General features: G+C 67.8%; 25 protein-coding genes and 1 tRNA gene. 10 read left to right on the top strand and 16 right to left on the bottom strand.

What is annotated here, in order from left to right; all coding sequences use genetic code 11:
* Positions 1-28 precede the first annotated feature (28 nt).
* Positions 29-724 (top strand): DUF6776 family protein, encoded by a 696-nt coding sequence (locus CEG14_RS04235; protein WP_179280539.1) that lies wholly within the window; start codon positions 29-31, stop codon positions 722-724.
* Between the two features lie 193 nt (positions 725-917).
* Here CEG14_RS04235 and CEG14_RS04230 read toward each other — a convergent pair whose 3' ends face one another.
* Together CEG14_RS04230 and CEG14_RS04225 are read right to left on the bottom strand one after the other, a co-directional pair.
* Positions 918-1241 (bottom strand): 4a-hydroxytetrahydrobiopterin dehydratase, encoded by a 324-nt coding sequence (locus CEG14_RS04230; protein WP_094825073.1) that lies wholly within the window; start codon positions 1239-1241, stop codon positions 918-920.
* Positions 1242-1370: 129 nt separating this feature from the next.
* Positions 1371-2033 (bottom strand): OmpA family protein, encoded by a 663-nt coding sequence (locus CEG14_RS04225; RefSeq protein ID WP_094825072.1) that lies wholly within the window; start codon positions 2031-2033, stop codon positions 1371-1373.
* Positions 2034-2292: 259 nt separating this feature from the next.
* Between CEG14_RS04225 and CEG14_RS04220 the strand changes: the two genes are divergently transcribed.
* Both CEG14_RS04220 and CEG14_RS04215 read left to right on the top strand, forming a co-directional pair.
* The gene (locus CEG14_RS04220; protein ID WP_094825071.1) at positions 2293-3342 is read left to right on the top strand and encodes an NADP(H)-dependent aldo-keto reductase; all 1050 of its coding nucleotides are present in this window, start codon (positions 2293-2295) and stop codon (positions 3340-3342) included.
* Positions 3343-3677: 335 nt separating this feature from the next.
* Positions 3678-5561 carry a methyl-accepting chemotaxis protein gene (locus CEG14_RS04215; RefSeq protein WP_094825070.1) on the top strand — a complete coding sequence of 628 codons (1884 nt, stop codon included), beginning with the start codon at positions 3678-3680 and terminating at the stop codon, positions 5559-5561.
* 64 nt (positions 5562-5625) lie between these two features.
* Here CEG14_RS04215 and CEG14_RS04210 read toward each other — a convergent pair whose 3' ends face one another.
* The 8 genes from CEG14_RS04210 to CEG14_RS04175 all read right to left on the bottom strand — a co-directional run bounded on the left by CEG14_RS04210 (position 5626) and on the right by CEG14_RS04175 (position 14371).
* Positions 5626-6531, bottom strand: coding sequence for a LysR family transcriptional regulator (locus CEG14_RS04210; protein WP_094825069.1), 906 nt, complete (start codon positions 6529-6531; stop codon positions 5626-5628).
* Between the two features lie 51 nt (positions 6532-6582).
* Entirely contained in the window at positions 6583-8670 is a 2088-nt protein-coding gene (locus tag CEG14_RS04205) for a 2Fe-2S iron-sulfur cluster-binding protein (protein WP_256985574.1), read from the bottom strand.
* Positions 8671-8703: 33 nt separating this feature from the next.
* On the bottom strand, positions 8704-9315 hold the full coding sequence (locus tag CEG14_RS04200; protein ID WP_094825068.1) for a glutathione S-transferase family protein: 612 nt from the start codon (positions 9313-9315) through the stop codon (positions 8704-8706).
* Between the two features lie 188 nt (positions 9316-9503).
* Positions 9504-10598, bottom strand: coding sequence for an ABC transporter ATP-binding protein (locus CEG14_RS04195; RefSeq protein WP_094825067.1), 1095 nt, complete (start codon positions 10596-10598; stop codon positions 9504-9506).
* Between the two features lie 6 nt (positions 10599-10604).
* Entirely contained in the window at positions 10605-11372 is a 768-nt protein-coding gene (locus CEG14_RS04190) for an SDR family oxidoreductase (protein WP_094825066.1), read from the bottom strand.
* Positions 11373-11383: 11 nt separating this feature from the next.
* Positions 11384-12211, bottom strand: a complete 828-nt coding sequence (locus CEG14_RS04185) for a carbohydrate ABC transporter permease (RefSeq protein WP_094825065.1) — start codon at positions 12209-12211, stop codon at positions 11384-11386.
* Entirely contained in the window at positions 12208-13107 is a 900-nt protein-coding gene (locus CEG14_RS04180; protein ID WP_094825064.1) for a carbohydrate ABC transporter permease, read from the bottom strand. Before CEG14_RS04180 ends, CEG14_RS04185 begins: the two co-directional genes overlap by 4 nt.
* Before the next feature lie 22 nt (positions 13108-13129).
* Positions 13130-14371, bottom strand: coding sequence for an ABC transporter substrate-binding protein (locus CEG14_RS04175; protein ID WP_094825063.1), 1242 nt, complete (start codon positions 14369-14371; stop codon positions 13130-13132).
* A 559-nt stretch (positions 14372-14930) separates the two neighbouring features.
* Between CEG14_RS04175 and CEG14_RS04170 the strand changes: the two genes are divergently transcribed.
* Positions 14931-15386 carry a hypothetical protein gene (locus tag CEG14_RS04170; protein WP_094825062.1) on the top strand — a complete coding sequence of 152 codons (456 nt, stop codon included), beginning with the start codon at positions 14931-14933 and terminating at the stop codon, positions 15384-15386.
* Between the two features lie 101 nt (positions 15387-15487).
* Here the strand turns inward: CEG14_RS04170 and CEG14_RS04165 are convergent.
* The 3 genes from CEG14_RS04165 to CEG14_RS04155 form a co-directional block, all read right to left on the bottom strand.
* Positions 15488-15563 (bottom strand) — tRNA-Lys (locus tag CEG14_RS04165).
* A 221-nt stretch (positions 15564-15784) separates the two neighbouring features.
* Entirely contained in the window at positions 15785-17875 is a 2091-nt protein-coding gene (locus CEG14_RS04160; RefSeq protein WP_143277167.1) for an AsmA family protein, read from the bottom strand.
* Positions 17876-18015: 140 nt separating this feature from the next.
* Entirely contained in the window at positions 18016-18627 is a 612-nt protein-coding gene (locus tag CEG14_RS04155) for a DNA-3-methyladenine glycosylase I (protein ID WP_094825061.1), read from the bottom strand.
* A gap of 209 nt (positions 18628-18836) precedes the next feature.
* On the opposite strand from CEG14_RS04155, the gene CEG14_RS04150 reads away from it, so the two are divergent.
* Both CEG14_RS04150 and CEG14_RS04145 read left to right on the top strand, forming a co-directional pair.
* On the top strand, positions 18837-19319 hold the full coding sequence (locus tag CEG14_RS04150) for a YkgJ family cysteine cluster protein (RefSeq protein ID WP_094825060.1): 483 nt from the start codon (positions 18837-18839) through the stop codon (positions 19317-19319).
* A gap of 151 nt (positions 19320-19470) precedes the next feature.
* Positions 19471-19920 carry a RidA family protein gene (locus tag CEG14_RS04145; RefSeq protein ID WP_094825059.1) on the top strand — a complete coding sequence of 150 codons (450 nt, stop codon included), beginning with the start codon at positions 19471-19473 and terminating at the stop codon, positions 19918-19920.
* Here CEG14_RS04145 and CEG14_RS04140 read toward each other — a convergent pair.
* Positions 19909-20550, bottom strand: a complete 642-nt coding sequence (locus CEG14_RS04140) for a FecR domain-containing protein (RefSeq protein ID WP_094825058.1) — start codon at positions 20548-20550, stop codon at positions 19909-19911. The two genes, CEG14_RS04145 and CEG14_RS04140, sit on opposite strands and share 12 nt — an antisense overlap.
* A gap of 198 nt (positions 20551-20748) precedes the next feature.
* Between CEG14_RS04140 and CEG14_RS04135 the strand changes: the two genes are divergently transcribed.
* The 3 genes from CEG14_RS04135 (at position 20749) to CEG14_RS04125 (ending at position 22261) form a co-directional block, all read left to right on the top strand.
* Positions 20749-21066: a hypothetical protein gene (locus CEG14_RS04135; RefSeq protein WP_094825057.1), complete on the top strand. Its 318-nt coding sequence runs from the start codon at positions 20749-20751 to the stop codon at positions 21064-21066.
* Positions 21067-21079: 13 nt separating this feature from the next.
* Positions 21080-21508, top strand: coding sequence for a hypothetical protein (locus CEG14_RS04130; protein WP_094825056.1), 429 nt, complete (start codon positions 21080-21082; stop codon positions 21506-21508).
* A 423-nt stretch (positions 21509-21931) separates the two neighbouring features.
* Entirely contained in the window at positions 21932-22261 is a 330-nt protein-coding gene (locus tag CEG14_RS04125; RefSeq protein WP_094825055.1) for an Imm58 family immunity protein, read from the top strand.
* A 146-nt stretch (positions 22262-22407) separates the two neighbouring features.
* On the opposite strand, the gene CEG14_RS25625 is transcribed toward CEG14_RS04125, so the two are convergent.
* Entirely contained in the window at positions 22408-22722 is a 315-nt protein-coding gene (locus CEG14_RS25625; RefSeq protein ID WP_373454174.1) for a glycoside hydrolase family protein, read from the bottom strand.
* A 68-nt stretch (positions 22723-22790) separates the two neighbouring features.
* On the bottom strand, positions 22791-23927 hold the full coding sequence (locus CEG14_RS04120; RefSeq protein ID WP_143277165.1) for a hypothetical protein: 1137 nt from the start codon (positions 23925-23927) through the stop codon (positions 22791-22793).
* Positions 23928-24866: 939 nt separating this feature from the next.
* Here CEG14_RS04120 and CEG14_RS26235 point away from each other — a divergent pair.
* Entirely contained in the window at positions 24867-25025 is a 159-nt protein-coding gene (locus tag CEG14_RS26235) for a hypothetical protein (RefSeq protein ID WP_179280530.1), read from the top strand.
* Positions 25026-25041: the final 16 nt, after the last annotated feature.

Raw genomic sequence — 25041 nt, 5'->3', positions numbered from 1 at the left:
GCATCAAAGGAAGTTTGCTCGCATGGGGATGTTCGGACGCTCGCAACGATCGGTTTTCAAACCTTCGGTCTATCAACCAGGCAAGCGTCAGCGTCGCATGCCGCGCTGGCTCGTGCTGCTGCTGGTCGGGATCGGCCTGGGCGCGGGCGGCGTGCTGTTCCTGCAGGCCAACTACGGCCCGCAACGCCTGACCGTCGAGCAATCGGAGCAATTGCACACCGAGCTGAGCGCCACCAACGTGGAGCGCCAGCGCCTGCAGGCCCAGCTCGACGAGACCATCACCCAGCGCGACAACAACAAGTCCACCCACGAGCAGCTCACGGCCGACCTGGCCAAGGCGCGGGCCCGCATCGCCGAAATGGACCAGGAGCTGGTGCTGTTCCAGGACGCCATGCCGCCCGACCCGCGCGGCGGCGACATCGGCGTGCGTTCGGCGCAGTTCCGCAAGGAGCCGGGCCAGCTGAACTACCAGATCCTCATCATGCGCGAGAACGCCACCGCGCAGGCCTTCAAGGGCAAGATCGAGCTGATCGTCGACGGCACCTACACCAACGGCCGCCGCGACACCATCGCCTCCGACCCGGCCGAACTCACGCTGGCGCGCTACGACCACTCACAGGGCCAGCTCACGCTGCCCGAGAAGTACACCCCGCGCTCGGTCACGATCAAGGTGCTGGATCCGGCCGGCAAGCAGGTCGCCATGCGGATCTATAACGTGCGGTAGAGAGAGGGAAGAGAGCCCCCACGCTGCGCGCTCACGCGCTTGCTGCCCCCCGAGGGGGCCCTCCCGCCTTCGGGCGGCCGGGCGGCGGGAGTGTTTGCGCTCACGCGCTTGCTGGCTCCCGCCACGGTTCTTCGCATACAAAAAGCCCGACGCGATAGCGCGTCGGGCTTTTTGCTTGGCGGGCCGGCCTGCCTCAGTCGGGCACGGCCAGGCCCACGCCGCCCAGTCGCAGGGCGGCCTCGTCCATGAACTGCGCCATGCGCACGTCGAGCTCGGTCACGCCGCCGGCGTCGTGGGTGGTGAGCAGCACGTCGACGCGGTTGTAGACGTTGCGCCACTCGGGGTGATGATTCAGGCGCTCCGCGAACAGGGCGACGTGGGTCATGAAACCGAACGCCTGGTTGAAGGATTCGAAGCGATAGCGCTTGGTCAGCGCGTCGCGGGTGGTGTGCTTGTGCCAGCCGCGCAGGGCGGGCAGTGCATAGTCGGCGCCGATGCGCGCGGGGGGCAGGCCCATGGCATTTCCTGGTGATGAGTGAGGTACAGCTGCGATGTTACGCCCGCCACCGGCCAGCGACCGCGCAAAACACAAGCCCGGCGCGAGCCGGGCTTCGTCGCGGGCGGCGGGCCCGGGGGCCCGCCTGCATCAACGTGCCTGCACCGCGTAGAGGTAGACCTCGACGCGGCGGTTCTGCGCGCGGCCTTCGGCCGTGTTGTTGTCGCCGATCGGATCGTTGGGGCCGCGGCCCTCGATGCTGGTGCGGGTCTGCGCCACGCCCTTCTGCGCCAGATAGTCGGTCACGGAGCGGGCCCGGTTGACCGAGAGGGTCTGGTTGTGCGCCAGCGCGCCGGTGCTGTCGGTATGGCCCACGACCTTCACGCGCAGCTCGGGATGCTGGGTGAGCGCGCGTGCGACGCTGTCGAGCACCGGCAGCATGACCGGCTTGAGCACGGTCTTGTCGGTGTCGAACGAGGCGTTGCCCGGCAGGTTGACCTTGAGGGTGCCGTCGGGCATTTCCACCACGTCGACGCCGAGCGAGGCCGCGCCGGATTGCTGCGCCGACTGCTGCACGTCGTCTTTCACGACCTTCCAGTTGTAGCCGACCAGGCCGCCCGCGACCGCGCCGATGCCGGCCCCGATCGCCGCGCCCTTGCCATGCCCGATCAATGCGCCGATGCCGGCGCCGACCGCGGCACCCGCGCCGGTGCCCACGGCGGTATTGGTCTGCTGCGGCGTCGCGCAGCCTGCCAGCAGGCTGCCTGCCACGCCCAGCACGGCAAGCCGCCCCAGTATTGTTCGAGTATGCATGACGACCTCCTTGGGGTAAGACCGGCATATGCCGGCCGGATCATGCTAGCAAGCGGCGTGCGCGGCGCGCGCGACAATTTGTAGCCGCATCCGGCAGGCGTTCGCAGTCTTGCGAGCAACGGCGGCGAACTGTCGGCAGGCTTAAACCCCTGCGCGGCGTGGCGGATGGCCCGCGCGCGGCGGTCGCCGCGAGTAAGATCGGTCCACACGGCGGGGCGGGCAGCCCGGCCCCTCCCCCTTCGCACAACGGAGCATCGTCTTGAAATACCGCAAACTCGGCCGCACCGACCTCGAAGTCAGCCTGATCGGCCTGGGCACCATGACCTGGGGTGAACAGAACACCGAGGCCGAAGCCCACGAACAACTCGACTACGCGCTGTCGCGCGGGGTCAACCTGGTGGACACCGCCGAGATGTACCCGGTGCCGCCCAAGGCCGAGACGCAGGGCCGCACCGAGGCCTACATCGGCACCTGGCTGGCCAAGACCGGCCGGCGCCAGGACATCGTGCTGGCGAGCAAGGTGGCCGGCCCGGTGCGCGATCCGAAGCGCCCCGGCCACATCCGCGGCGGCAAGACCAACCTCGACCGCAAGAACCTCACCGAGGCCCTGGACGCCAGCCTGAAGCGCCTGCAGACCGACTATCTCGACCTGTACCAGCTGCACTGGCCCGATCGCACCACCACCACGTTCGGCCGCCCCTACTACCCCTACGTCGAAGACGAATACACCACGCCGATCGCCGAGACGCTCGAGGTGCTGCAGGACTTCGTGCGCCAGGGCAAGGTGCGCCACATCGGCGTTTCCAACGAAACGCCGTGGGGCGTGTCGCAGTTCCTGCGCCATGCCGAGGTCGACAAGCTGCCGCGCATCGCCTCGATCCAGAACCCCTACAGCCTGTTGAACCGCACCTATGAGCTGGGCCTGTCGGAGTTCAGCCATCACGAAGGCGTGGGCCTGCTCGCCTACTCGCCGCTCGCCATGGGCGTGCTGTGCGGCAAGTATCTCGACGGCGCACAACCCGCGGGCGCCCGCCTGACGCTGTTCACCCGCTTCACGCGCTACAGCAACCCGGAAAGCGAGGCCGCCGCCCGCGAGTACGTCGAGCTGGCCCGCGCGCACGGCCTCTCGCCCACGCACCTGGCCCTGGCCTTCGTCAACGAGCGGCCGTTCGTCACCAGCAACCTGATCGGCGCCACCAACCTCGACCAGCTCAAGGAAAACATCGACAGCGTCGACATCAGCTTCGATGCCGAGCTCTGGAAGGCGATCGACGAGATCCACACGCGCCATCCCAACCCCGCGCCCTGAGTGCGGCGGCGCGGCGGCGGCCAGAAGCCGCGCGCCCGCCGACGCGGCGCATGCTGCAATGCAACATGCGCCGCGGCATCGCCGCTCGGCAGCCCGGACGCGTGGCCGGCCCGGCCGTCAAAGTGCATGCAATCCGCGCCGGTCACCGGCGCTCGAATACCGACCAGTCATTCGTCAATTCAACGACTTAGCCGCCCTTTTCCCGGATAGCGGGAAGACCGCCGCGGCGCCCCGCCATCGCCCGGGATATGGCCCGTATTCCCCATATTGCACCGCATCACCGTATGTTCTAGTGGGTCACGTTCGGCGCATTCCGCGCCCCAAATGTGTGACCCATGGCCAAACTACGCAATCTTTCCCTCAGAACCACCTTGATCGCGCTGGTTCTGTTCTTCATCGCCACCCTGCTCGCCGTCGGCGTGATCGCCATGCAGCAGCTCTGGAGCGTCAGCAACAAGCAGCGCGCGATGTACACCGACACGGTCGTGCCGGTGCGCACCGTGCTCGACGCCGCCCGCCAGGGCGCGACGCACTTCCGCCGCATGTATGTCTACATCATCCAGACCGACCGCAAGGCGCGCGACAACGAGCTGCGCCTGAACGAGGAATCGGAAAAGACGGTGCTCGAGGCCATGCGCCTGCTGCAATCCGAATCGACCGACCCGGCGCTCAAGGACCTGGGCGCGAAGCTGGCGCAGACCTGGACCCAGTACAAGCGCGCCGTCGGCGTGATCCAGGGCATGGCCGATCGCGGCGACCCGGCCGCGATGGCCGACCTGCACAAGGATTCCGCCCAACTGCACATCGCGGTGCGCAACCTGCTGATGGACGCCGCCAAGCGCCAGGAAGACATGGCGCGCCAGGACACCGAGGAGGCCGCCGCTGCGGTCAAGCGCACCTTCTGGACCCTCACCGTGCTGATCGCGCTGTGCGCGCTGATCAGCGGCCTGCTGGGCGCCTGGCTGGTGCGCTCGGTCATGCGTCAGCTCGGCGGCGAACCCGCCTACGCGGCCCGCGTCGCGCAGGAAGTCGCGGCCGGCAACCTCGCCGTGCAGGTCGATCTGCGCGCCAATGACGGCACCAGCGTGCTGGCCAACATGGAGGCCATGCGCGCCAACCTCGCGAACCTGGTGAGCCAGGTGCGCCAGACCAGCGAATCGATCGCCACCGGCGCCACGCAGATCTCGTCGGGCAACACCGACCTGAGCCAGCGTACCGAGGAACAGGCCGCCAACGTCGAGGAGACGGCCGCCTCGATGGAGCAGATGAACGCCACGGTGAAGCAGAACCTGGATTCCGTCGGCACCGCCTCGCAACTGGCGGGCTCCGCCAGCCAGGCCGCCACGCGCGGCGGCGAAGTCGTGGGCAACGTCGTGAGCACGATGGACCAGATCTCGGCCAGTTCGCGCAAGATCGTCGACATCATCAGCGTGATCGACTCGATCGCGTTCCAGACCAACATCCTGGCGCTCAACGCGGCGGTCGAGGCCGCGCGTGCGGGCGAGCAGGGCCGCGGCTTCGCCGTGGTGGCCAGCGAGGTGCGCGCGCTGGCGCAGCGCAGCGCCGGCGCCGCCAAGGAGATCAAGCTGCTGATCGGCGAGAGCGTCGGCAAGGTCGAGACCGGCGCGCAGCTCGTGACCGAGGCCGGCAGCACGATGGACGACATCGTGACGCAGGTGCGACGCGTGGCCGACCTGATCGGCGAGATCGGCGCCGCCGCCCACGAGCAGAGCCAGGGCATCTCGCAGGTCGGCGATGCGATCAACCAGCTCGACCAGACCACGCAGCAGAACGCCGCGCTGGTCGAGGAATCGGCCGCCGCCGCGATCAGCCTGAACGAACAGGCCGCCAGGCTGGTCCAGCTGGTCAGCGTGTTCCGCCTGGGCAGCGATGCGCCGCGCAAGGCCGCGCCGCCCCCGCCCGCAACGCTGCCGGCTGCGCCGGCGCAGGTCGCCCCTCAGCCGGGCGCGCCCGCGCAGGCGGCGCGCGTCGAATCCTCCCCGGCAGCCACGGCGCACGCGCCGGCCGCACCGGTCCACCGTGCCGCTCCCTCCACCGCCCGCCCCGCCGCGCGGCCCACGGCGCGCACGCCGGCGGCCCGGTCGGCCTCGGCCACCGATGCCACCGTCAAGCGCCGCCCGCAGCTGGGCGCGCAGGCGAAGCCGGCCCCCGGCAACGGCAAGACGGCGCCCGCGGGCGACGATTGGGAAAGCTTCTGAGTGCGGCGCGCGGGCCGCTGCTGCCCGCGCATCGATACGCCGGCGCGGCAACCGCCGCGCCGCGCTAGCGCTGCCAGATCGGCGCGCGGGCGCGCAGCTGGTCGATCGCCAGATCGAGAAAGGCGCGCACCTTCTGGTTGGGATGCTTGCCTTCGCGGTGCACCACCTGCACCGGCAGGGGGGTGAGCTCGTGCTCGGCGAGGACGATGCGCAGGGCGCCCGCCGCCAGCTCGTCGGTGACCTGGTACGAGAGCACGCGCGCAATGCCCACGCCGGCCAGCGCCGCGACGATCGCGGAATCGTTGGTGGTGGTCACGAGCCGCGGCTGGATCGCCACCGGGTAGGTCTTGCCCGCGCTCAGGAAGCGCCATTCGGGCGCGCCGGAATGGCTGGTCATCTGGATGGTGGTGTGCGCGGCCAGCTCGGCGGGCTCGCGCGGCGTGCCGTGCTTCTTCAGGTAGGCGGGCGAGGCGCACAGCAGCCGCCGCACCTTGCCCACCGGCACGGCCTGCAGCGTGGAGTCGGGCAGCTCGCCGATGCGGATCGCAACGTCCGCGCCCTCGTCGACCAGGTTCACGATGCGATCGAGGAACCAGCAATTCACGTTCACAGAGGGATAGCGCGTCAGGTAATCCTGCACCACCGGCATCACGTGCAGCCGGCCGAACAGCGCAGGCGCGGTCACCGTGAGCTGTCCGCGCGGCGTGGCGTTGGCCCCGCCCACCGCCAGCTCGGCCGCGTCGATCTCCCCGAGTATGCGCCGGCAATCCTCGAAATAGGCGGCGCCGGCATCGGTGACCTTCACCACCCGCGTGGTGCGCGTGAGCAGCCGCACGCCGAGGTGCGCCTCCAGCTCCGCCATCACCCGGCTGATGACCGACGGCGACACCTTGAGTTTGCGCGCCGCCGATGCAAAGCCCGCCGTTTCGACCACCGTCACGAAGGTGGTCATTGCCTGGTGCCTGTCCATGTCAGCCCGAAGAAGGGAAAACGATCGCGCAGAGCATAACAGCCCGCCTGCTCAGATCTCGAGCAGCAGGCGCGCGCCGCCGCCCGAGTCGGGATGGGCCGGCACCGCGCAACAGATCAGCGCCTCGTCGTCCGCCACCATGAAGGACGGCGCGCTGGCGTAGGCGACCGCGCCCTCCACCACCTTGGCGCGACAGCTGCCGCAACTGCCGCTGCGGCAGCCATAGGCCGGCGCCAGGCCGCGCGACTCCGCCAGTTCGAGCAGGGAGCCTGCGCCGGGCTGCCAGCGCGCCTCCTTGCCGCTCGCCACGAATGCCACGGGCACCGCCTCGACCGCCGGCGCGCGCGCCGGCGCCGTGGGCTCGGCGACGGCCACGTTGCGCACGAGCCCGGAGGGGCCGAACGCCTCGGCATGGATGCGCGCGTCGGCCACGTCCAGCCCGCGCAGGCCGTCGTACATCGCCTGCATGAACCCGGCGGGGCCGCACAGATAGAAATCGAAATCGTCGAAGGGCAGCGTCTTGCGCAGCAGCGCGGTGTCGATCCGGCCGGTCAGGTCGAAGTCGCGCCCGGCCTCGGCGTCGGCGCCGTCGCTCAGCACGCGCACCACCTTGACCGCGCCCTGCGCCGCGTCTTCCAGCTGGCGCAGCTCGTCGCCGAACGCCAGATCGTCGTGCGAACGGGCCGACTGGAAGAACCAGGTGGGGCGTACCCGGCGCTTGCGCAGCCCCTCGTAGACCACGTGGCGCAGCATCGCCAACATCGGCGTCACGCCCACGCCGGCCGCCAGCAACACCGCGGGCCGCGGCGCGGCCGCGTCGATCGTGAACTGGCCGGCCGGCGCGCGCAGCGCGATCTCGTCGCCCACGCGCACCGCATCGTGCAGGTGGCGGGACACCACTCCATCGCGCTTGACGCTGATGCGATAGCGCCCATCCGACGGCGCGGTCGACAGCGTGTAGGTGCGCACGAGCGGCCGCGCCTCGCCGGGCAGCTGCAGCCGGATCGGCACGTGCTGGCCCGCCGCGTGCGGAATCAGGCCGGCGCCATCGGCCGGCTCGAGATGGAAGGAGCGGATGGTCGCGCTCTCGTCCACCAGCGCGGCCACCCTGAACGGGCGCCAGGCCTGCGCGCGTTCCGCGGCCTTCAGCCGGCTGGCCGTCTCGTCCCAGTCGCCGGTCATCAGCGCGTTGGGCGACCAGCCGCCGTCCTGGAACCGCCAGCGCAGCGGCGCCGCGCCGGCGCGGAAGATCACGCGCCGCGGCGTGAAGCGCCACAGCCGCTCCGCGCCCTGGAACGCGGCGATCTCGAGCGAATCGAGGTCGACCTCGGCCTCGCCCGTGAGCTGCAGCATGTCGCCGGTCTCGAAGTCGGCGAACACCAGCCCGGCGCGCGGATTGACGAGAAAATTGCCGAGCGTGGCGAAAAACAGATTGCCGGCGAAATCCGGGATGGTCAGCCGGCCATCCGCCTCGATGCGCACGAAGCCGGCCTTGCCGCCGCGGTGCGACACGTCCACCTGGCGGCCCGACTCGCCGTCCACATACGAGGCCACGAAGAAGGTGTCGGCCCGCTCGATGATGGCGCGCGCCCGCGCGTCGAGCCCGGTCGATTCCTGCGGCGCCGCCTCGGCAAACACGCCGGGCGCGCGCACGAACTCGAAATCGCGCAGCTGGATGTACTGCGGACAGTTGCCGAAGCTCTGCGCCACCGCCACCTCGAACCCCTGGGCCGAGGCACCGCCCACCGTGCCGTTCATGCGATTGCGCCGCCGCGTGTGCAGCTCGATGCCCAGCAGGCCGATGCCGCCGCCATCGACCACGCCCAGGCTCGCGGGGTCGCGCGGGTCGAACACCGTGTCGAGCCGCAGCGTGTTCGGCGTGGGCGATTGCATGAAGCCCGGGCGCCCGAAGGCGAACGAGGCCCACGCGTCGCCATCCGGCGCGACCGTGCCCACCACGATGAAAGGCAGCTGCTGGTAGAAGGCGCGATGCTGATCCGGCATGTAGCTGCGCACCACGCGGCGGCCCACGCCGTCCATTTTTTCCTTCACGCCCACCTTGTCCTGCAGCGCCAGCTCGCCGGCGTGCCAGGGGGTGGCGGCCGGGGCCGCGGGCGGTGTGCTGTGCTGCATGGTCATGGTGCGCTCCTTTGCCGGATCCGGCCGCTGCCGTCAGGCCGCGAGGCCGATGGCGGTCTTCTGGAAGCCGACGAAGCCGGGCAGCGCTTCGATGCGGCGCAGCCAGGCATTGACCTGCGGGTAGTGCGACAAATCGACGTTGCCTTCCGGCGCGCCGGCGATGTAGCTGTAGAGCGCGACATCGGCGATGGTCGGGCGCGCGCCGACGATGAAGTCCTGGCCCTCCAGTTCGGCGTCGATCAGCGTGAGGATGCGGTGCGCCCGCGCGATCACCTCGTCGGTGTTGAACTTGGCGCCGAACACCGTCACCAGCCGCGCCGCGGCCGGGCCGTAGGCGATTTCGCCGGCCGCCACCGAGAGCCAGCGCTGCACGGCCGCCTCGCGCACCGGGTCGGACGGCAGCCAGTCGGTCTTGCCGGCCTTGCGGGCCAGGTACACCAGGATGGCATTGGAATCGGAGATCACCACGTCGCCATCGACCAGCACCGGAATCTGGCCGAAGCGATTGAGCTTCAGGAATTCGGGCGACTTGTGCTGGGCCGCGGCCAGGTCCACTTCGATCAGGTCATGCGGAATGCCGAACAGGGCGAGCTGCAGACGGGCACGGTGGGCATGGCCGGACAGGGGATGGTGATAGAGCTTCATGGTGACTTCCTCTCGGGGTTGGGTGCCTCGGGCTGATCCCGACGCTTGAGAGGAAGTCTAAGAATCCTGACCCCGCGAGAGAATCCGCCGCCAGGAGAAGAGATTGTTCTCGTTTCGAGAATGGTGGCCCCGGGCGGCCGGACGTGGCCCGGCGCGGCAGGCCACGCTTACGGCCTCGGAGCGAGGCCTCAGGGCGCCGGTCCGTGCAGCGACAGCCCCGTCGCCGCGTCGAACAGGCGGATGTCCGCGGGCGCAACGCTGACCGGCAGCGCATCCCCCGGCCTGAGGGCCAGGCGCGTGCGCGCGACCAGACGCACCGTGTTGTCGCCCAGCCTGCCGTACACCCAGGTCTCGGGGCCGGTGGGCTCGACCACGTCGGCCTGCAGGCGCGCGCCCGGGCCGCACGGGTCTTCGATGCGGAAGTGCTCGGGTCGGATGCCGATCTCCACCGCGCCGGCGGCGGCCGCGGCGGGACAGTCGTCGGGCAGGCGCAGGCGCTCGCCACTGCCCGCGATCTGGAACCACGCGCCGTCGTCGGCGCGCAGGACCGTGCCCTTGAGGAAGTTCATGCACGGCGAGCCGATGAACGCGGCCACGAATCGGTTGGCGGGCCGATCGTACAGCTCCAGGGGTTTGCCGACCTGCTGGAGCTCGCCGTTGTGCAATACCACGATGCGATCGGCCATGGTCATCGCCTCGATCTGGTCGTGCGTCACGTACACGATGGTGCAGCCCAGCCGCTGGTGCATGGCCTTGATCTCGGTGCGCATCTGGACACGCAGCTGCGCGTCCAGGTTGGACAGCGGCTCGTCGAACAAAAACAAGGCGGGCTCGCGTACCAGGGAGCGCCCCATCGCGACGCGCTGGCGCTGCCCGCCGGAGAGCTGGCGCGGATACCGTTCCAGCAGCGCCGAGAGGTTCAGCATGCCGGCCGCCTTGTGCACCTTTTCCTTGACCACCGCCGCGCTGTCGCCACGAATCGCGGGGCCGAAGCCGATGTTCCGGGCGACGTCGAGGTGGGGAAACAGCGCATAGGATTGGAACACCATCGCGATGTTGCGTTGCTGCGGTGGAATGCCGTTGGCGCGCACGCCCTGGATGAGCAGGTCGCCGGCGCTGATGGTCTCCAGCCCGGCCAGCATGCGCAACAGCGTGGACTTGCCACACCCCGACGGCCCCACCAGGGCCACGAATTCACCGCTCGCGATATCCAGGTCGATGTGCTTGAGAATCGCCTGTCGGCCGAACGACTTGCTCAGTGCACGGATTGAAACGTCGGTCATGGCGACTCACTCTCCCATTACGTCGTGGATGAAGGGCAGGCAGCCCGCGGTCAGGCCGGCGTCCACCGGCAGGGCGACGCCGGTGATGCCGCTCGCAAGATCGGAGGCCAGAAAGGCCACCGCCTGCGCCACCTCCGCGGCGTCGACGACGCGCCCGAGCGGATACAGGCGCGTCAATCGGCGCAGCACCTCCGGCCGGGCGCCGATGCGATGGTCCCAGGCGGGGGTGCGCGTGGTGCCCGGGCACACGGTGTTGGCGCGCACACCTGCCGCGCCCAGTTCGACCGCGAGGGCCCTGGCATACGCGTTGATGCCGGCCTTGGCCGCCGCATAGGCGGGGTTGCCGAAGTGCGCCATGGCGTTCACCGAAGAGACGAACACGATGCTGCCGCCGGCGCGCGCGGCCATCGCCTGCGCCAGCGGGTTGGTGAAGGCCATCACGCCCGTCAGGTTCAGATCGATTTCGCGCCGCAGGGCGTCCATGTCGAGGTCCGCCAGGGTATCGGCACGCGACCATCCCGCGTTGTTGACCAGCACGTCGGGCACGCCCTCGCGCGCCAGCAACGCGTGGGCGGCCTGTGCCGACTCGGCGGGCCGACTCAGGTCGAACACCTGGCGCGCGTCGATCTTCGGATCGTCCAGGGCCTGCAGCGTCCGGTCGCAGCCGATCACGCGCGCGCCCCGGGCGTGGAACAGCGCAACCAGCGCGGCGCCGATGCCGCCGCCCGCGCCGGTGATGACCACGGTTCGATGAAGAAAGGCATCGTGCACCATGCTCGCGCCCGCTACTTGACGGCACCCATGGCCATGCCCCGTATCAGATACCGTTGCAGCCAGGAGAACACCACCACGACAGGCAGCGTCGCCAGCAGCACGGCGGCCATGACGTGATGCCACTCGATGGTGTAGCGGCCGGCGACGAGCGCGAACAGGCGGATGGGCAGCGTGTAGCTTTCCTGGCTGCGCAGCATCGTCAGCGCCACGATGAACTCGTTCCAGGCATTGATGAAGGTGAAGATGGCGGTGACGGCGATGGCGGGCAGGCACAGCGGCAGGAAGATCCTGCGCAGCGCGACCCAGCGGCTCGCGCCTTCCATCCAGGCCGCCTCTTCGAGCTCCGGCGGGATGGCGTTGAAATAGCTCTGCAGCATCCACACCACGAACGCCACGTTGAACGCCACATACACGCCGCCCACCGCCGTGGTGCTCTCCACCAGCCCCAGCGCGGCGATGAGCCGGAACAGGCCCAGCACCAGCACGATGGGCGAGATCATCTGCGAGACCAGCAGAAACTGCCGGAAGCCGCCCTGCCCCGCGAACCGGAAGCGCGACATGGCGTAGGCCGCGGGCGTGGCCACCACCAGCGCCCCGACCATGGCCAGCACCGACACGTAGAGCGAGTTCCACAGCGCATGGCCGAACCCGGTGGCGACCCACATGTCGGCGAAGTTGGCCCAGTGGAAACTGCCGGGCCACCACGAGGGCGTGGCCACCTCCGCAGGCGCCTTCACCGCGGTGACGAACATCACCGCGAAGGGGAACAGCGTGACGATGACCAGCGGCAGGAGCAACAGCCAGATCAGCAGCGAGCGCAGCAACCGGCGGCCCCTCATGCCGCCTGCTCCCTGCCGCGCATCACGAGCCGCACGTACATCACCGCAAAGAAGAGCAGGATCGCCAGCGTGATCAGCGACACCGCCGCGGCCTCGCCGGGCTTGCCGATGCGGAAGGCCTGCTTGTACAGATAGGTCACGAGAATGTCCGTCGAGTTGGCCGGCCCGCCCTGCGTCATGACCCAGATGATGGGAAACGAGTTGAACACGTAGATCGTGTTGAGCACGATGGCGATGTTCACGAAGGGCTTGAGCAGCGGCAGCGTGATCCGCCTGAACTGCTGCCAGGCCGAGGCCCCCTCCAGCGCGGCGGCCTCATACAGATCGCCCGGTATCGCGCTGAGCCCGCCCAGGAAGATGGTCACGGTGAAGGGCACGCTCACGAGAATGCCGATCACCACCTGGGCCGGAAAGGCCGTGGTGGCGCTGGCCAGCCACTGGATGTTGTGACCGATCAGCCCCCAGTCTCTCAGGGCGGCGTTGAGCATGCCGTTTTCCCCGCCCAGCGCCCAGCGCCACACCACGGCGGTCATGGTCAGCGACACCGCCCAGGGCAGCATGATGATGACCCGGGCCAGGCCACGCCCGTAGAAGTCCGTGTTGAGCAGGATGGCCGTGGGGATGGCGATGACCAGGGTGCCCGCGACGACCAGCAGCGTCCAGACGACCGTGCGCCACAGCGTGGGCATGAACTCCGGGTCGTTGAACAGCGAAAAGAAGTTCTCGAGCCCGGAGAATTCGTGCAACTGGCCAAAGCGCCCTGCCTGGTGCGTCGCGATCTGGATCAACTCCTGGAGGGGCCAGAGGATGACCAGGGCGGTGAGCACCCCGGCAGGCAGGATGAGCAGGTAAGGCAGCGCACGCTGCCGGGTCGCGGGTATCGAAAGCTCGCTCATGGCAGGGGATGCGCTGCGCGCCTCACTTCTTCATCACGGTGTTGGCCCGCGCGGCGGCACCCTTGAGGGTGGCCTCGATGTCGCCCTGCCCCAGATAGATCTTCTGCACGGCATCGGACGTGATCTGCGCGATCTCCTCCCAGCCGGGAATCACCGGGGCGAAGCGGGCGTCCGGCAACAGGCTGGTGAAGGCGGCCAGGCCCTTGTTCTTGACGTAGTAGTCGAGCTTGGCCTCTTCCTTGTTGACCGGCAGAAAGCCCTCGTTCTGCGTGAACTTGGCGCGCTGCTGGGTGGTGAACAGGAAGTCCAGCAGCTTCCAGGCCTCCTGCTTGTTCTTCGCGTTCTTGAACATGATGATCGAGTCGGTGACGCCATAGGTGGCGCGCTGACCGGTCGGGCCGCGCGGCACGGCGGCGACGCCATAGCGCAGCGTCGGCGCCTCTTCCTTGATCTGGTTCATCAGGAACGGCGCGGTGATCATCATGCCGACCTTGCCCTGCTTGAACAGCGTCATCACGTCTTCGCGGCTCATGGACGTGACGCCCGGTTGCGTCAGCCCCTCGTCGATCATCGACTTGTACAGCTTGGCCGCGGCGATCGCGCCCGGGGAGTCCAGGCCCGACTTGCCGTCCTTGCCCAGTATCTCGGCGCCGTACGACCACATGGCGTAGTAGTAATAGACGTCGGTTTCGATCTCCTTGCCCTGGATGCCGTAGCCGAACGCGCCCACCGCCTTGAGCTTGCGCGCGTCGTCGCGCAGTTGTTCCCAGGTGGCCGGCGGCCCCTTGATGCCCGCCTTCTCGAACAGCGCCTGGTTGTAGTAGAGGGCGCGCGCCGAGGCGGCGATCGGCAGGCCGTAGGTCTTGCCCTGCAGGATGGAGGGCGACAGGAAGGTCTCGATGAAACGGCCCTTGAACGCCGGCGACATGAAGCCGTCGAGCGGCTCGGCGATGCCCTGGCGGACGAAGTCGATCAACCAGCGCGTGCCGATGATGGACAGGTCCGCGTTGGTGCCGGCGCTGATGTCCGTGGTGAGTTTCTGCAGCAGCACATCCCACGGCACCACTTCGAACTTCACGGTGATGCCCGGATTGGCCGCCTCGAATTCCTTCTTGACCTCGGCGAAGTACGGCCCGGTCTTGGCGCTGTACTCGGCCACCGTCACGCGCACCTCCCCTGCCCCCGCCTGCAGCGGCGCTGCGGCCAGCAACACACCGAACCAGGCCGCCATCAAAGGCAAAGCCCATTGCATCAGTCGTTTCATCGTGATCTCCTGGATGGGCGGCTCGCATGGGCCGCTGAGACTCAAAGCAACAAACGCTGCAACTGCGAGCGACCCGGGCCATGCCTGCGCCATGGCGGGTCACGATCGATGGCCGGTCACCACGCGCAGCGCGCGCTTTCCCGATCCATCGACGGGCGCATGGTACGCACAAAGGGAAGGATGGAGCCAGGGTGTCCGGCATGCTGGAAAACCCCTGCAGGAAGGGCTTTTCTTCCTCTGTCACCCTATGAGGTGTAGGGGTTCTCGGAAGACCCGATACCCCACGTCACGCGGGGCCGTTTCGGACTTTTTGAAGCGCAGCGATTGCGCGCGCCGGCTGTCGCGTTGCTGCTGCTCCGGTCTTCGCACCGACGCCGGGAGCATCCGCGACGAATGGGCGCGAGCGCGCGTGGCGATGCTTGGAACGATGAGGCGCCAGCCTTCCTCGCGCCGCAGCTGCCCGCCTTCCTGGGCGGGGTGCGCCGCAGCGGCGAGGTGATAAAGTCCCCTGTCGACCCACCCGGGGGCCGCACGCCCCCGCGTCACAGGAGCTTTGACCATGCCCCGCGTGCCAATACGTTCGCTGCTCGCCGCGAGCCTCGCCACGGCCGCCCTCGGCTCCGCCCAGGCCGCGCGACTCAGCGCCGAATGCAAGGCGCCGCAAGGCACCTTCTTCCACGTGCCCAAGGGCAAGACCCAGCCCGTGCAGGAAAAGTCAGGCTATCGGAACAGCACCTGGACGCTGGTGTGGGACAGCGCCCGGCCCGAACAGGGCACGATCCGCCACACCTCCACCGATCCGGCCCGGCCCGCCGGCGAACAGCCCGCCGACGTCATCGACGCCCGCCCCTCGCTCATCACCTTCCTCGTGCCCGACGGGCCCGAGATCATGGTCTATTCCCTCTACCCCACCCAGGGCCTCCTGCTCGCGTCGCTGCACGGCCCGTCCAACGCCCGCGACGACGCCACCGGCGGCACCTTCACCGCGCGCTGCACGGTGAGCGAGACGCGATGAGGGCGAGGCCGCCACCGATACGATGGACGAGCCAAAACAAAAAGCCACCCGAAGGTGGCTTTTTGTTTTTCACCTCTTCGAAGCAAGAGGCAAAGAAATTCTGGTGGGCTGTGAGTGGCTCGAACACTCGACCTACGGATTAAGAGTCCGCTGCTCTACCAACTGAGCTAACAGCCCGACGCATGCAGTGTTATCCAACTTCGCGATCAACAAGCTTTGCTTGCCGATCCCGCCGCAGAACCGCTGCAATTGCGAGAGGCCGAATCATACATGAATTTTCGGTTCTGTCCAACTCACCCCCGAAAATTTACAAATTTGTGGCGACGGCCTCGAAATCGGTCTTGCGCCCGGCGCCCCGACCATTGCGCAGACATTGCGCAACAACCGGGGCGGCCAGCTTACTTCTTCGCCGGCGCGGGCGGCGGGGTCTTCTTGCCGGGCGCCTGCTTCATGCGGGCGAACAGCTCGGCGCACTGGTTGGTGTCGTCGTTGTTGCTGGGCGCGATCAGCGCCAGCAGGCCGGCGGCGGGCGTGAGCACCACGCCCAGGGCCACGGCACCGGCGCCGCGCGCGGCCAGGGGCAGCGCGTGCACGCCGGGCTTGGGGTTCTTGAAGGTGCCGCGCACGTACAGCGGGGAGCGCAGCGAGAAGATGCGGAAGCCCTTGCTGTCCGGCGTGATGTCGAGATCCATGGTCTCGTTCTTGAAGTTCACGGTGCCGTCGACGGTCACCAGCGCGTTTTCGGTGTCGAACACGAACAGGTTGGTCTTCATCAGGCCCGACTTGATGCTGAGGTCGGCCGCACCGCAATTGATCTTGACCTCGTCATCGCCGAACAGCTTGTTGACCACGTAGTTGCCCACGTTCAGGCCCGCGATCTCCATCAGCGAACGGCTGATCACGCCATCGTTGACCAGCATCCGCAGGTCGCCGTTGGCGGTGCCGAGCAGGGCCGCGACCGAGTTGCCGGTGCCCGCCAGCGTGGTGTCGCCGTTGAGCTGGCCCAGCGTCTTCTGCATCGACTCCACGTTGGGGAACAGCTGCTTGAGCTGCAGGCGCCGCACCGAGATGCGCGCCTGGCCGCCCATCGGGGTCTTGGAGCCATCGAGCCGCACCGCGGCGTCCAGCCGGCCGCCGGCCATGCCGAACTTGAGCGGGTCGACGTTGAGCACCCCGTCCTGCAGCGCCACGCGCGTCTCCAGGCCCGACAGCGGCAGCTTGCTGCTGTGGATGATGCTGGCCGCGCTCAGCGCCACGTCGGCGTCCATATCGCGCCAGCGGTCGGTGCGGAACTCCTGCACCGGCAGGACCTTGTCGGCCGGCTGCGCGCGGGTCTTCTCGCCCTCGGCCTTGACGGTCTTGGCGGTGGTGCCCGCGCCCGACTGCACGCCGATCAGCGGCCCCAGGTCGTCGATGCGCAGCAGCTTGGAGTTGAGATTGCCGGTGAGCTTGGGGCGCGGCGCCTGCAGCGCGAAGCGCAGGTCGCCGTGCAGGTCGCTGGCGCCCACCTTGCCGTTGAAGCCGCGATAGTCGAACACCGGGCCGTTCGGATCCTGCAGGTTGGCGGTCAGGTGGCCGTCGGTGGAATACGGCGGCGTGTCGGGCAGCGTGACGCCCGTGAGTGGATAGAGGTTGGCCATCGAATTGCCGGCCAGCTTGAGACGCAGGTCGATCGCGCCGAGGCTGAGCGGATCGGTCACGGTGCCCACCACCGACGCCTTGGTCGAGCCGGCGGCCACGTCGGCCTGCACCGGGAACGGCTGGTTGCCGTCGCGCAGGGCCAGCATGCCGCCCACCTTGCCTTCGCCCTGCACGGCCAGGTCCTTGTACTTGCCCTTCACCTTCCAGCCGAACACGTAGTCGCGCGGGGTTTCCTTGCCGGGCTCGCCGGCCGCCGCGGCGCCCGCGAGCTCGGCGAACGGCACCGGCTTGCCGAGCGGATCGACCAGCACCTCGAGGTCGGCCTTGAGCGGCACGTCCTTGTAGTGGATCTTGCCCTGGTCGAAGCCGATCTCGTCGATGTCGATCTTCCAGGGCGAGGGCTCGCCCGTCTCGGGCATCTTGAAGACCCAGTTGGCCTCGCCGTCTTCACGGCGCTGCAGATCGGCCACCGCACCGGTGAGCTGGATGCTGCGGATGCGCACGGTGTGCGCGAGCAGGGGCAGGGGCGAGAGGCGGAACGACACTTCCTTGAGCGACGCCATGTTGGGCGCGTCGGCCCAGGGCGTGTTGCCCACGGTGATCTCCTGGGCCCTGACGTGCGGCCAGGGCACCCAGCCGCGCCACCCGCCCTCGGCGGGCTCGCGTGCCCACTTCACGCTCAGGTCGCCGCTGATGGCGAAGGGGCGGCCGATGGCCGCGGAAACGCGCTCATTGATGGTGGGCTTGAACCGGTTCCAGTCCATGGTGGCCACCACCACGACCAGAATCACCGGCACCAGCAGCACCACGATCAAGAGACCAATCAGGGTTTTGCGAGTTCGAGTCATGTCTGTCCGCCCTTTGCCGGTCAGGACACGCGCCGGCCCAGTTTCAACCCAGGGTATCGCAGACCTGTCCCCTCGCAAACCCATGGCGGGCCGATCGATACAAACCGCAACCAGCCGTCATTGCTGGATGCGTTCTGCCTTCATGCGGGCGACGCGAAGGCCGCGCGCTCGCGGTCGCAGGGCGCGCAGGCATGGCAGTCGGGATGATGGTCGTTGACCATGCCGACCGACTGCATGAACGCGTACACCGTGGTGGGGCCGACGAACGACCAGCCGAGCTTCTTGAGCGCCTTCGACAGGGCCGTGGCCTGCGCCGAGGTGGCGCGGACCTCGAAGGCCGCCGCGGGATCGCGCGGCGCGTGGGCATGCGCCCACGTGAGCTGCGCCAGCGACTCGCCGCGCTTGTGCATTTCGAGCAGCTGGCGGGCGTTGTTGATCACCGCCTCGATCTTGCCGCGATGGCGCACGATGCCGGCATCGGCCAGCAGGCGTTCGACGTCGGCCTCGGTGTAGCGCGCCACCTTCTTCGGGTCGAAGCGCGCGAAGCCGCGCCGGAACGCCTCGCGCTTGTTGAGGATGGTGCGCCAGCTCAGGCCGGCCTGGAAGCCTTCCAGGCAAAGCTGCTCGAACAGGGCGCGCTCGTCGGCAACGGGGCGGCCCCACTCCTCATCGTGATAGTCGCGATAGATGTCCGACTCATCGACCCAGCCGCAGCGCGCCTTGCCGTCTGCGAAATCCGTGCGTGCCTTCATGCGATTCTCCCGATGTGCGTGGCCGCGCCATGCTAACCCGGGCGCCGCGCGCCGCGTGGCCGGCGTGACCCGGAGAGCACGTTGCACGGCGCCAACACCGGGCGTTTCCGTCGCGATTTCAGGCACTTGCGGGCTACCCGCGGCCCGGCCAGCCTGCTACGATCTGCGCCCGGCCGGCGCTCTCGCCGCGCCGTTCCCAGGATCCCGCCATGTCGCATCCGCCCCTCCTCCCCGCCTCGCTCGAAGGCGTGTCGTTCGACCCGAATCCCTGTCTGTCCTGCGGGGCCTGCTGCGCCCATTTCCGCGTGTCGTTCTATTGCGGTGAGATCGCGGGCGACGACGGCGGCCTGGTGCCGCCGGAGCTGGTGACGCAGATCGGGCCGTTGCGGGCCTGCATGAGAGGCACCGAGCAAGGCGGCGGACGCTGCGTCTCCTTGCGCGGCGAGCTCGGCCAGCCCGGCATCAGCTGCGACATCTACCCGCTGCGGCCCACGCCCTGCCGCGAGTTCGAGGTGTGGGCGCCCGACGGCGAGGTCAATCCCGACTGCCAGCGCCTGCGCCTGGCGCTCGGCCTCGCGGCGCTGGCGCCGCGCCCCGACGCCGGCAACGATCCCGTCGGCCCCGCCGACGACGGTCCCGACGAGCGCGGGCCCAACAACCCGCTGCATCCCGGCCACCCGCGCGCGGCCTGAGCACGCGCAAACAGCACGGTGTCGCGCCGAGAGCACGCCGGGGAACACTGTTTTCCGGCGCGGGCGATTGACCTCAAGCCCACTTGAAGTCCGATACTGGCGCTCCCTTTATTCGCGAGCCGCGCGTGCGGCCCGCCCCGGAGACGCCACCATGGCCATCGCCCCCACCGCCCTGCCCGCCAGCCATCCCGGCCCGGTCTTCTTCAACCCCCCGGGTCTCTACGACCCGCGCCCCAATGGCTACTCGCACGTGGCCGTGGCCGACACGCCCGCGCGCTGGGTGCTGGCGGCCGGCCAGGGCGGCGAGAACGCGCAGGGCGAGCTCTCGCCCGACTTCGCGGTGCAGTTGCGCCAGGCGTTCGACAACGTCGAGACCGCGCTGCGCGGCGTGCACGCGGGCCTGGGCGACATCGTGCGCCTGCAACTGCTGGTGGTGGATCACGACGAGGCCAAGCTCGCGCACTACAGCGCGGAGGTCCTGCGGCGTTGGGGCGAGCAGCGGCTCGCGCCGGCCTGCACCTTGATCCCGGTGCCGCGCCTCGCGCTCGACGGCATGCTGGTGGAGATCGAGGCGACGGCCGTGCTGCCGCTACCGCGCTGAGGTCGCGGCCGGCGTGGCGCTCGCGTCGCGCCAGCCGCCCACGTGGTCGGGATCGATGCGGCCGATCTGGTGCCTGCGTCCCGGCAGGTCCACCGTGATGCCCTCGCCCGTCTTGAGCTCGATGAACTCGCGCGCGCCGGCCGTGCGCGTGCGCACCCTTACCGGGCCGCGCTCGACCTGCACCGACAGCGTCGTGTCGGGCACGTACTGCACGTTGAACGCATAGTCCTCGTGGGCGCTCGAGGCGGGCGTGATCTCCACCCCTTCGAGACCGGTGCGCACCACGAAGGTCGCCATGTATTCGTAGCTCACCTGGAACCAGGCCTCGCCCTGCGAGAGCGTGATCTCGCGCCGGCGCGGATAGACCTGCGCCAGCAACGCGGTGTTGCCGTTGGCGGCGATGAACGAGCCATCGGGCATGTAGACGGCGCTGTGCTGCCCGGTGGCGGTGGTCACGCGCTCGCGCCAGTTGGGCGTGCGCTCGCGCATCGTGCCCGCGATCAGGAAGGTGAGCACGATCACGGCGAGCACCACGCCCGCGACCACCACGGCCGGGATCGTGCGGCGCCGGATGCGCGCGCGACGGTCCAGCTTGACGACGTTGGAGCGGTTCGGATCGATGGTGGACATGCGCTTCCCGTGTAGGCGCCCGTACGTCTGAAAAGACGAACAGTGCTGACTGATTTTATCGAGCGCGCAACGGAACGCCAGCCCTGGCGCTTGCGGCGCGGCCCGGCCGCGGGCCGGGATCGGATTTGCGATGCGCGTTTGTGCGAGCCTTTCGTGCGAGGCGGTCCCTATGCTCGAGTGTTCTCAGCTTCAGAGCACATGATCATGCGCACCCTCACGCTGCCGCTCGCCGGCATCACCCGCGACGCCCCGTCCGGCCGGGCCGGCACCCGCCACCACGGCGGCACCGACCGCACGGATACGCGCGCCGGGGTCGGTGACCACGCCGCCGGCCACGTCGGCGACCGCGTCGGCGACCGCGTCGGGCGATCCCCTGCGGCACCCGGCGCGGATCGCCCCGCCGACGCCGACAGGGCCCCGCGCGGCGCCCGGCAGGCGCTGCGCGGCCGGCCGCGCAGTGCAGCGGCGTCGCGCTTCGCCGCCGTCGCCACGGCCACCCCTTTTCGTTGCATGTAGCCCCGGAGCCGCGATGCCCCCTACCACCCTGGCCCTGATCCTGCTCGCGGGCGCCATCGGCCCCGTGCCCCGCGCACAACCGCCCTACGTCCAGATCGATGCCGATCAGTTGCGCGCGTTGCGGCCACCGGTCGAAGCCCCGCACACCCCGGGCGCATCACCCGCATCGCCCGCGCAGGAAGCCTTCGGCCCCGCGTTGCGCAAGGCCCTGCAAGACGACGCGCAGCGGCGCGAAACCCAGCGCCTGCAACACCTGCGGCAGTCGGCCGATGCCGAAGCCCGCCGGCGCGCGCTGTCCGAAGGCACGGGTGCGGGCGCGCCGCAATCGGCACTGCCCTCGGGCAGCGCCGGCATTCACATCGACGGCGACGGCGCCTATTCGATGAGCTGCGCCACCGATGCCGCGCACCGCAGCCACTGCGCCGCGCGCAGCCTGCCCTGACGTCCCATCGGCAACTCCGACGGTGCAGGCGAACAAGCACCATCGGATTGCTCCACGGCCGCGACCAGGTACTACGAATACGGACGGTGAGATCCGACGGTCCGCTATATAGTAGGCACTCGACTGGCGACAGACGAAGGTAACGTGCGCCGAGTAGAGATTCCGGACCTGGCGATCGGAAAGGTCGGCCAGCCCACTCCTCGTTCGATGGATGCGCTGCACGAGGCGTTGTCGCGGCAAGTCGGCCACGGCACACACCCCCCAACTGACATGCGATCCCGATGCCGACGAAAACGCAGTTTACGAACTTGCGGAGAGAGTTGCGAACGACCGAAACCGGGGCAGCTACAGCCGGAAGCCGTGGAGCGCCAATCATTTCCGGACTTTTGCGAGAGACGCGTTTGATGCGGGACGGTGACCTGTATGAAAACTAAGATTCTAGCTATCGCGTTGGCGTTATCTCTGTGCGCCTGCACCCTGTTTGCGTACCTGTGGATCGACCGGTCAATCACATTGACATATGTTTCCGCGGGCACCGAACTAGATGCCTCCGTAATACGACAGCTCAATACGCTTTTGGAGGTCGCTTGGGTGGGAATGCCGGAGAGCGAAGTCTTTCAGAAGCTTCAGGCAGCCTCTGTAAGACTCGGCACTGAGCACTCGTTTATCAAGAAGGAAGAGAACGTGATCTGGTTTGATCAAGTACCGTTCAAATTTGAGGATGGCAAGTTGGTGAGCGTAGGCTCGGGCTAAGAGCTCTGCGAAATCGCACTTGGGCTGACCAAAGCCCACTACTCACATCGAGATAACGGCGGACGCCGAGGACGACGGCCACAATGCCGATGCTGCCCGCGATCCAGGTCCAGTACTCGAATGGCAGTGGGTAATAATGGCGGCGATCATGCGGTCTTGTCTTCAATCTGAAGCGCCTGGGCAATTCCGAAACCGAGAAACAGCGCCTGTTCTGAAGCACGGCGGCGCCGACGCCCACGCATGGACTTGCCCGCGGCTTTGTCCCAACTTGGAAACTGATCAGTCCCTTCCGAAGCTTGACCGGCATTCACCGGCCGCGTCAGTTTCGACAGTGAAAAAGCCTTCACACCGAGGTTGTCGGCCAACGAAACCATCGCAACGAATTGCCACTGCGTGACTGGCGCTCGCAATACTGACCGAACACCCGGCTCGAACTCCCGGACCCGCCGGGAAACCCGCATCCGCTCAGCTTCGGCCCCACCGTTCTTGGGGCTTAAAAAAACCTGCCGAAGCAGGTAGTCGGGGCGCCTTATTGCGCCTGGATTACTGCAGCAGGATTCTCGGTACTGAGGATGGAGTCCGGCGCCCAAGGCTGGAAGCCGAATCCGTCCTTGGCGGCCGTCCATGGCCCGGTCAGGGCGGGCGACCTGAACCGCGCTGTATATTCGCTCAGCACGCCGGGGAATTGCCCATAGCCGGTGAAGTACGCCATGTACGTGCCGTCCGCTTCCTTTACGACGTAGGATGGATCCACCTTATTTCTCAGCACACTCGCCATCGTGCCCGACGGGTATGCCGCCAACAGTGGGCGGTCGAAGTAGACGGTCGTTCCCACCTGCTTCACAGGGATAACCGGTTCCATTGCGCTGCCATCGTTGGCACGCAGAACATGCGGTTGACCGATAAGAACAGTTCCCGACACCGTGGCGACATTGGACGATTTCAGTGCACCGCTTACGGCATGCTGCTTGCCGTCCGGACTGTAGATAATCTTCTTGTTGGCGAAGGGAGTCCCAAGGCTCGGAGCGTAGGCAATTGCGGCGTGAGCTTTATCCAGAGACTCGTAGGCATGGTAAAGCAGCACCCACTCTCCGTTCTCGTTCTGGAATACCCAGCTAGGGGATACGCCCGTGGCCTCGAATGGCTCGGTGGAGGTAAGAACGTCGCCCACGCGCGTCCAGTTCTGCCCATCGGTGCTATCGGCGAGGCGCAGTGTCGTACCCACCGGAGTGCCGCGAACCAGATAAATCATCTTGAACGGGCGCGCGGAACTGCCGTCATAGAACACCTGCGCCGGGCCAATCCCCTGAGGCTCTGAAGCATTCGGCGCAAACACGGAGCCGTGCAACTTGAACGTAAGCCCACCGTCGGCCGATTTCCATAGTCCCACATCGTGCCATTGCCTGCCATTGTGACGGCTGGAATAAAGCCACGTCTCGGAGCCCACTTTAAGCGCCGAGGGCCACGCAGCACTAATCATGCCGCTGCCGATGTTGGAGCCATCCACGACCGGTGTCGGAGGATTTTGCAGGCCGTCAGCCCCGAAGCGTGCCAAGCGATAGTTGCCATTCTGACAGCAAACATTCAGGTAGAACTCATCGCCCGCCACCGCAGCGGAAGCGGCCACCAGCAGCCAACACCGCACCAATATCTTAAGTAGGTTCATACTCATTTCCTAAATTACAGAATCAGAGGCCAGGGGGGTTGGAGGCCGCCGCAGCGCATCCTCGGTTCATCGCCAGGCCAGTGAAACCCATGAAAGCCACCACAAAGCCGCCGTTGGCGCTCAGTATGAGGGAGCCAACCGCGCTCGGAGTCATCGCGGTGAAGTTTGAGCGGGCCACGAGATCTCGAATCGTAATCGCACCCGGGAATATAACGGTCGGGGTGCCGCGCATGCCGCGCATCTGAACAAAAGGCGCCCCGATTGGCAGTACCGCTGACAAAGAGAAAGCTCGACAGTGTAGGCCTGTTCTCAAATGGCGTGGCCTGCCCCCCAACGCTCGAGCCGGGACCCGCCCAATTCGAAGGTCGCGCCGTTTGTGCCAACCATCCGAACAGTACCGCTCACTCGCTTGGATTCGGTCCGCAGCCAGATATCCTTTGCGCCTCGGAGGCGGTGCCGCTGCCAAAGTCAAAGACCACGAGCAGCCCAGGCCGGTACTGCAATCCCAGTTGACGACGATTTATTGGGCGATCGGCAGCGTGATGCGCTCCTGTTCCTACGTCCCCCCGCCTCGTTGCCTTGAACGTGGTCACGTAAGAACGGAACGAAGGGTTGCGTCCGTTCAAGCAAGCCACGTTGCAATCCCCAGCGATGGGCGCCTTCACCCAAACCGAGAGTGTGATCCGGCCGCCCCAAGCGGGCCGCTCCCCTGTCACCGGATCGGACTCGGATCGTGTTCACCCAGGAAGACCTGGCGGAGTACCTGGCATCATGCCGATATACCGAGACGGCAGAGAAGGTCACATCCCGTTCTGCTCAACGAGCACCGGCAACTTCCGAGTCGAGAGGATATGGTACGCGTCGCTCGCGCATGTCGGTGCCGGTCTGCTCGAGCGGCGATCCTCCCCGCGTTCTATAGCGGCGGCATGCGGATGGACGATGTTGGGCGCCGTGGTGAAGGACGAAATGTGTGTCGTGGCGTATACCAAGAACGGCGAGCCGCGTCATGCGCCAGTCCATCCGAAAATCTGGTACTCACTTGGCGTGCCGATGAAGGACAAGTATTGGACGTCCAAGCAATTCAAGGAGGCTGCTTGAGCCTCCGGGCTCGGCC

This window comes from Bordetella genomosp. 1, from assembly GCF_002261335.1.
In the GTDB taxonomy this organism is placed as follows: domain Bacteria; phylum Pseudomonadota; class Gammaproteobacteria; order Burkholderiales; family Burkholderiaceae_B; genus Bordetella.
Note: the sequence above shows the minus strand (reverse complement) of the source record. Positions and strands in the feature narration are given on the sequence as shown.

Coding starts and splice junctions, on each gene's coding strand:
- CEG14_RS04130 (WP_094825056.1), top strand. CDS start 21,080: ATGCCCCCTACCACCCTGGCCCTGATCCTGCTCGCGGGCGCCATCGGC.
- CEG14_RS04175 (WP_094825063.1), bottom strand. CDS start 14,371: ATGAAACGACTGATGCAATGGGCTTTGCCTTTGATGGCGGCCTGGTTC.
- CEG14_RS04185 (WP_094825065.1), bottom strand. CDS start 12,211: ATGAGGGGCCGCCGGTTGCTGCGCTCGCTGCTGATCTGGCTGTTGCTC.
- CEG14_RS04120 (WP_143277165.1), bottom strand. CDS start 23,927: ATGAACCTACTTAAGATATTGGTGCGGTGTTGGCTGCTGGTGGCCGCT.
- CEG14_RS04235 (WP_179280539.1), top strand. CDS start 29: ATGTTCGGACGCTCGCAACGATCGGTTTTCAAACCTTCGGTCTATCAA.
- CEG14_RS26235 (WP_179280530.1), top strand. CDS start 24,867: ATGTTGGGCGCCGTGGTGAAGGACGAAATGTGTGTCGTGGCGTATACC.
- CEG14_RS04215 (WP_094825070.1), top strand. CDS start 3,678: ATGGCCAAACTACGCAATCTTTCCCTCAGAACCACCTTGATCGCGCTG.
- CEG14_RS04150 (WP_094825060.1), top strand. CDS start 18,837: ATGTCGCATCCGCCCCTCCTCCCCGCCTCGCTCGAAGGCGTGTCGTTC.
- CEG14_RS04125 (WP_094825055.1), top strand. CDS start 21,932: ATGAAAACTAAGATTCTAGCTATCGCGTTGGCGTTATCTCTGTGCGCC.
- CEG14_RS04195 (WP_094825067.1), bottom strand. CDS start 10,598: ATGACCGACGTTTCAATCCGTGCACTGAGCAAGTCGTTCGGCCGACAG.
- CEG14_RS04145 (WP_094825059.1), top strand. CDS start 19,471: ATGGCCATCGCCCCCACCGCCCTGCCCGCCAGCCATCCCGGCCCGGTC.
- CEG14_RS04225 (WP_094825072.1), bottom strand. CDS start 2,033: ATGCATACTCGAACAATACTGGGGCGGCTTGCCGTGCTGGGCGTGGCA.
- CEG14_RS04155 (WP_094825061.1), bottom strand. CDS start 18,627: ATGAAGGCACGCACGGATTTCGCAGACGGCAAGGCGCGCTGCGGCTGG.
- CEG14_RS04160 (WP_143277167.1), bottom strand. CDS start 17,875: ATGACTCGAACTCGCAAAACCCTGATTGGTCTCTTGATCGTGGTGCTG.
- CEG14_RS04180 (WP_094825064.1), bottom strand. CDS start 13,107: ATGAGCGAGCTTTCGATACCCGCGACCCGGCAGCGTGCGCTGCCTTAC.
- CEG14_RS04135 (WP_094825057.1), top strand. CDS start 20,749: ATGATCATGCGCACCCTCACGCTGCCGCTCGCCGGCATCACCCGCGAC.
- CEG14_RS04190 (WP_094825066.1), bottom strand. CDS start 11,372: ATGGTGCACGATGCCTTTCTTCATCGAACCGTGGTCATCACCGGCGCG.
- CEG14_RS04210 (WP_094825069.1), bottom strand. CDS start 6,531: ATGGACAGGCACCAGGCAATGACCACCTTCGTGACGGTGGTCGAAACG.
- CEG14_RS04230 (WP_094825073.1), bottom strand. CDS start 1,241: ATGGGCCTGCCCCCCGCGCGCATCGGCGCCGACTATGCACTGCCCGCC.
- CEG14_RS25625 (WP_373454174.1), bottom strand. CDS start 22,722: ATGCGGGTTTCCCGGCGGGTCCGGGAGTTCGAGCCGGGTGTTCGGTCA.
- CEG14_RS04200 (WP_094825068.1), bottom strand. CDS start 9,315: ATGAAGCTCTATCACCATCCCCTGTCCGGCCATGCCCACCGTGCCCGT.
- CEG14_RS04205 (WP_256985574.1), bottom strand. CDS start 8,670: ATGACCATGCAGCACAGCACACCGCCCGCGGCCCCGGCCGCCACCCCC.
- CEG14_RS04140 (WP_094825058.1), bottom strand. CDS start 20,550: ATGTCCACCATCGATCCGAACCGCTCCAACGTCGTCAAGCTGGACCGT.
- CEG14_RS04170 (WP_094825062.1), top strand. CDS start 14,931: ATGCCCCGCGTGCCAATACGTTCGCTGCTCGCCGCGAGCCTCGCCACG.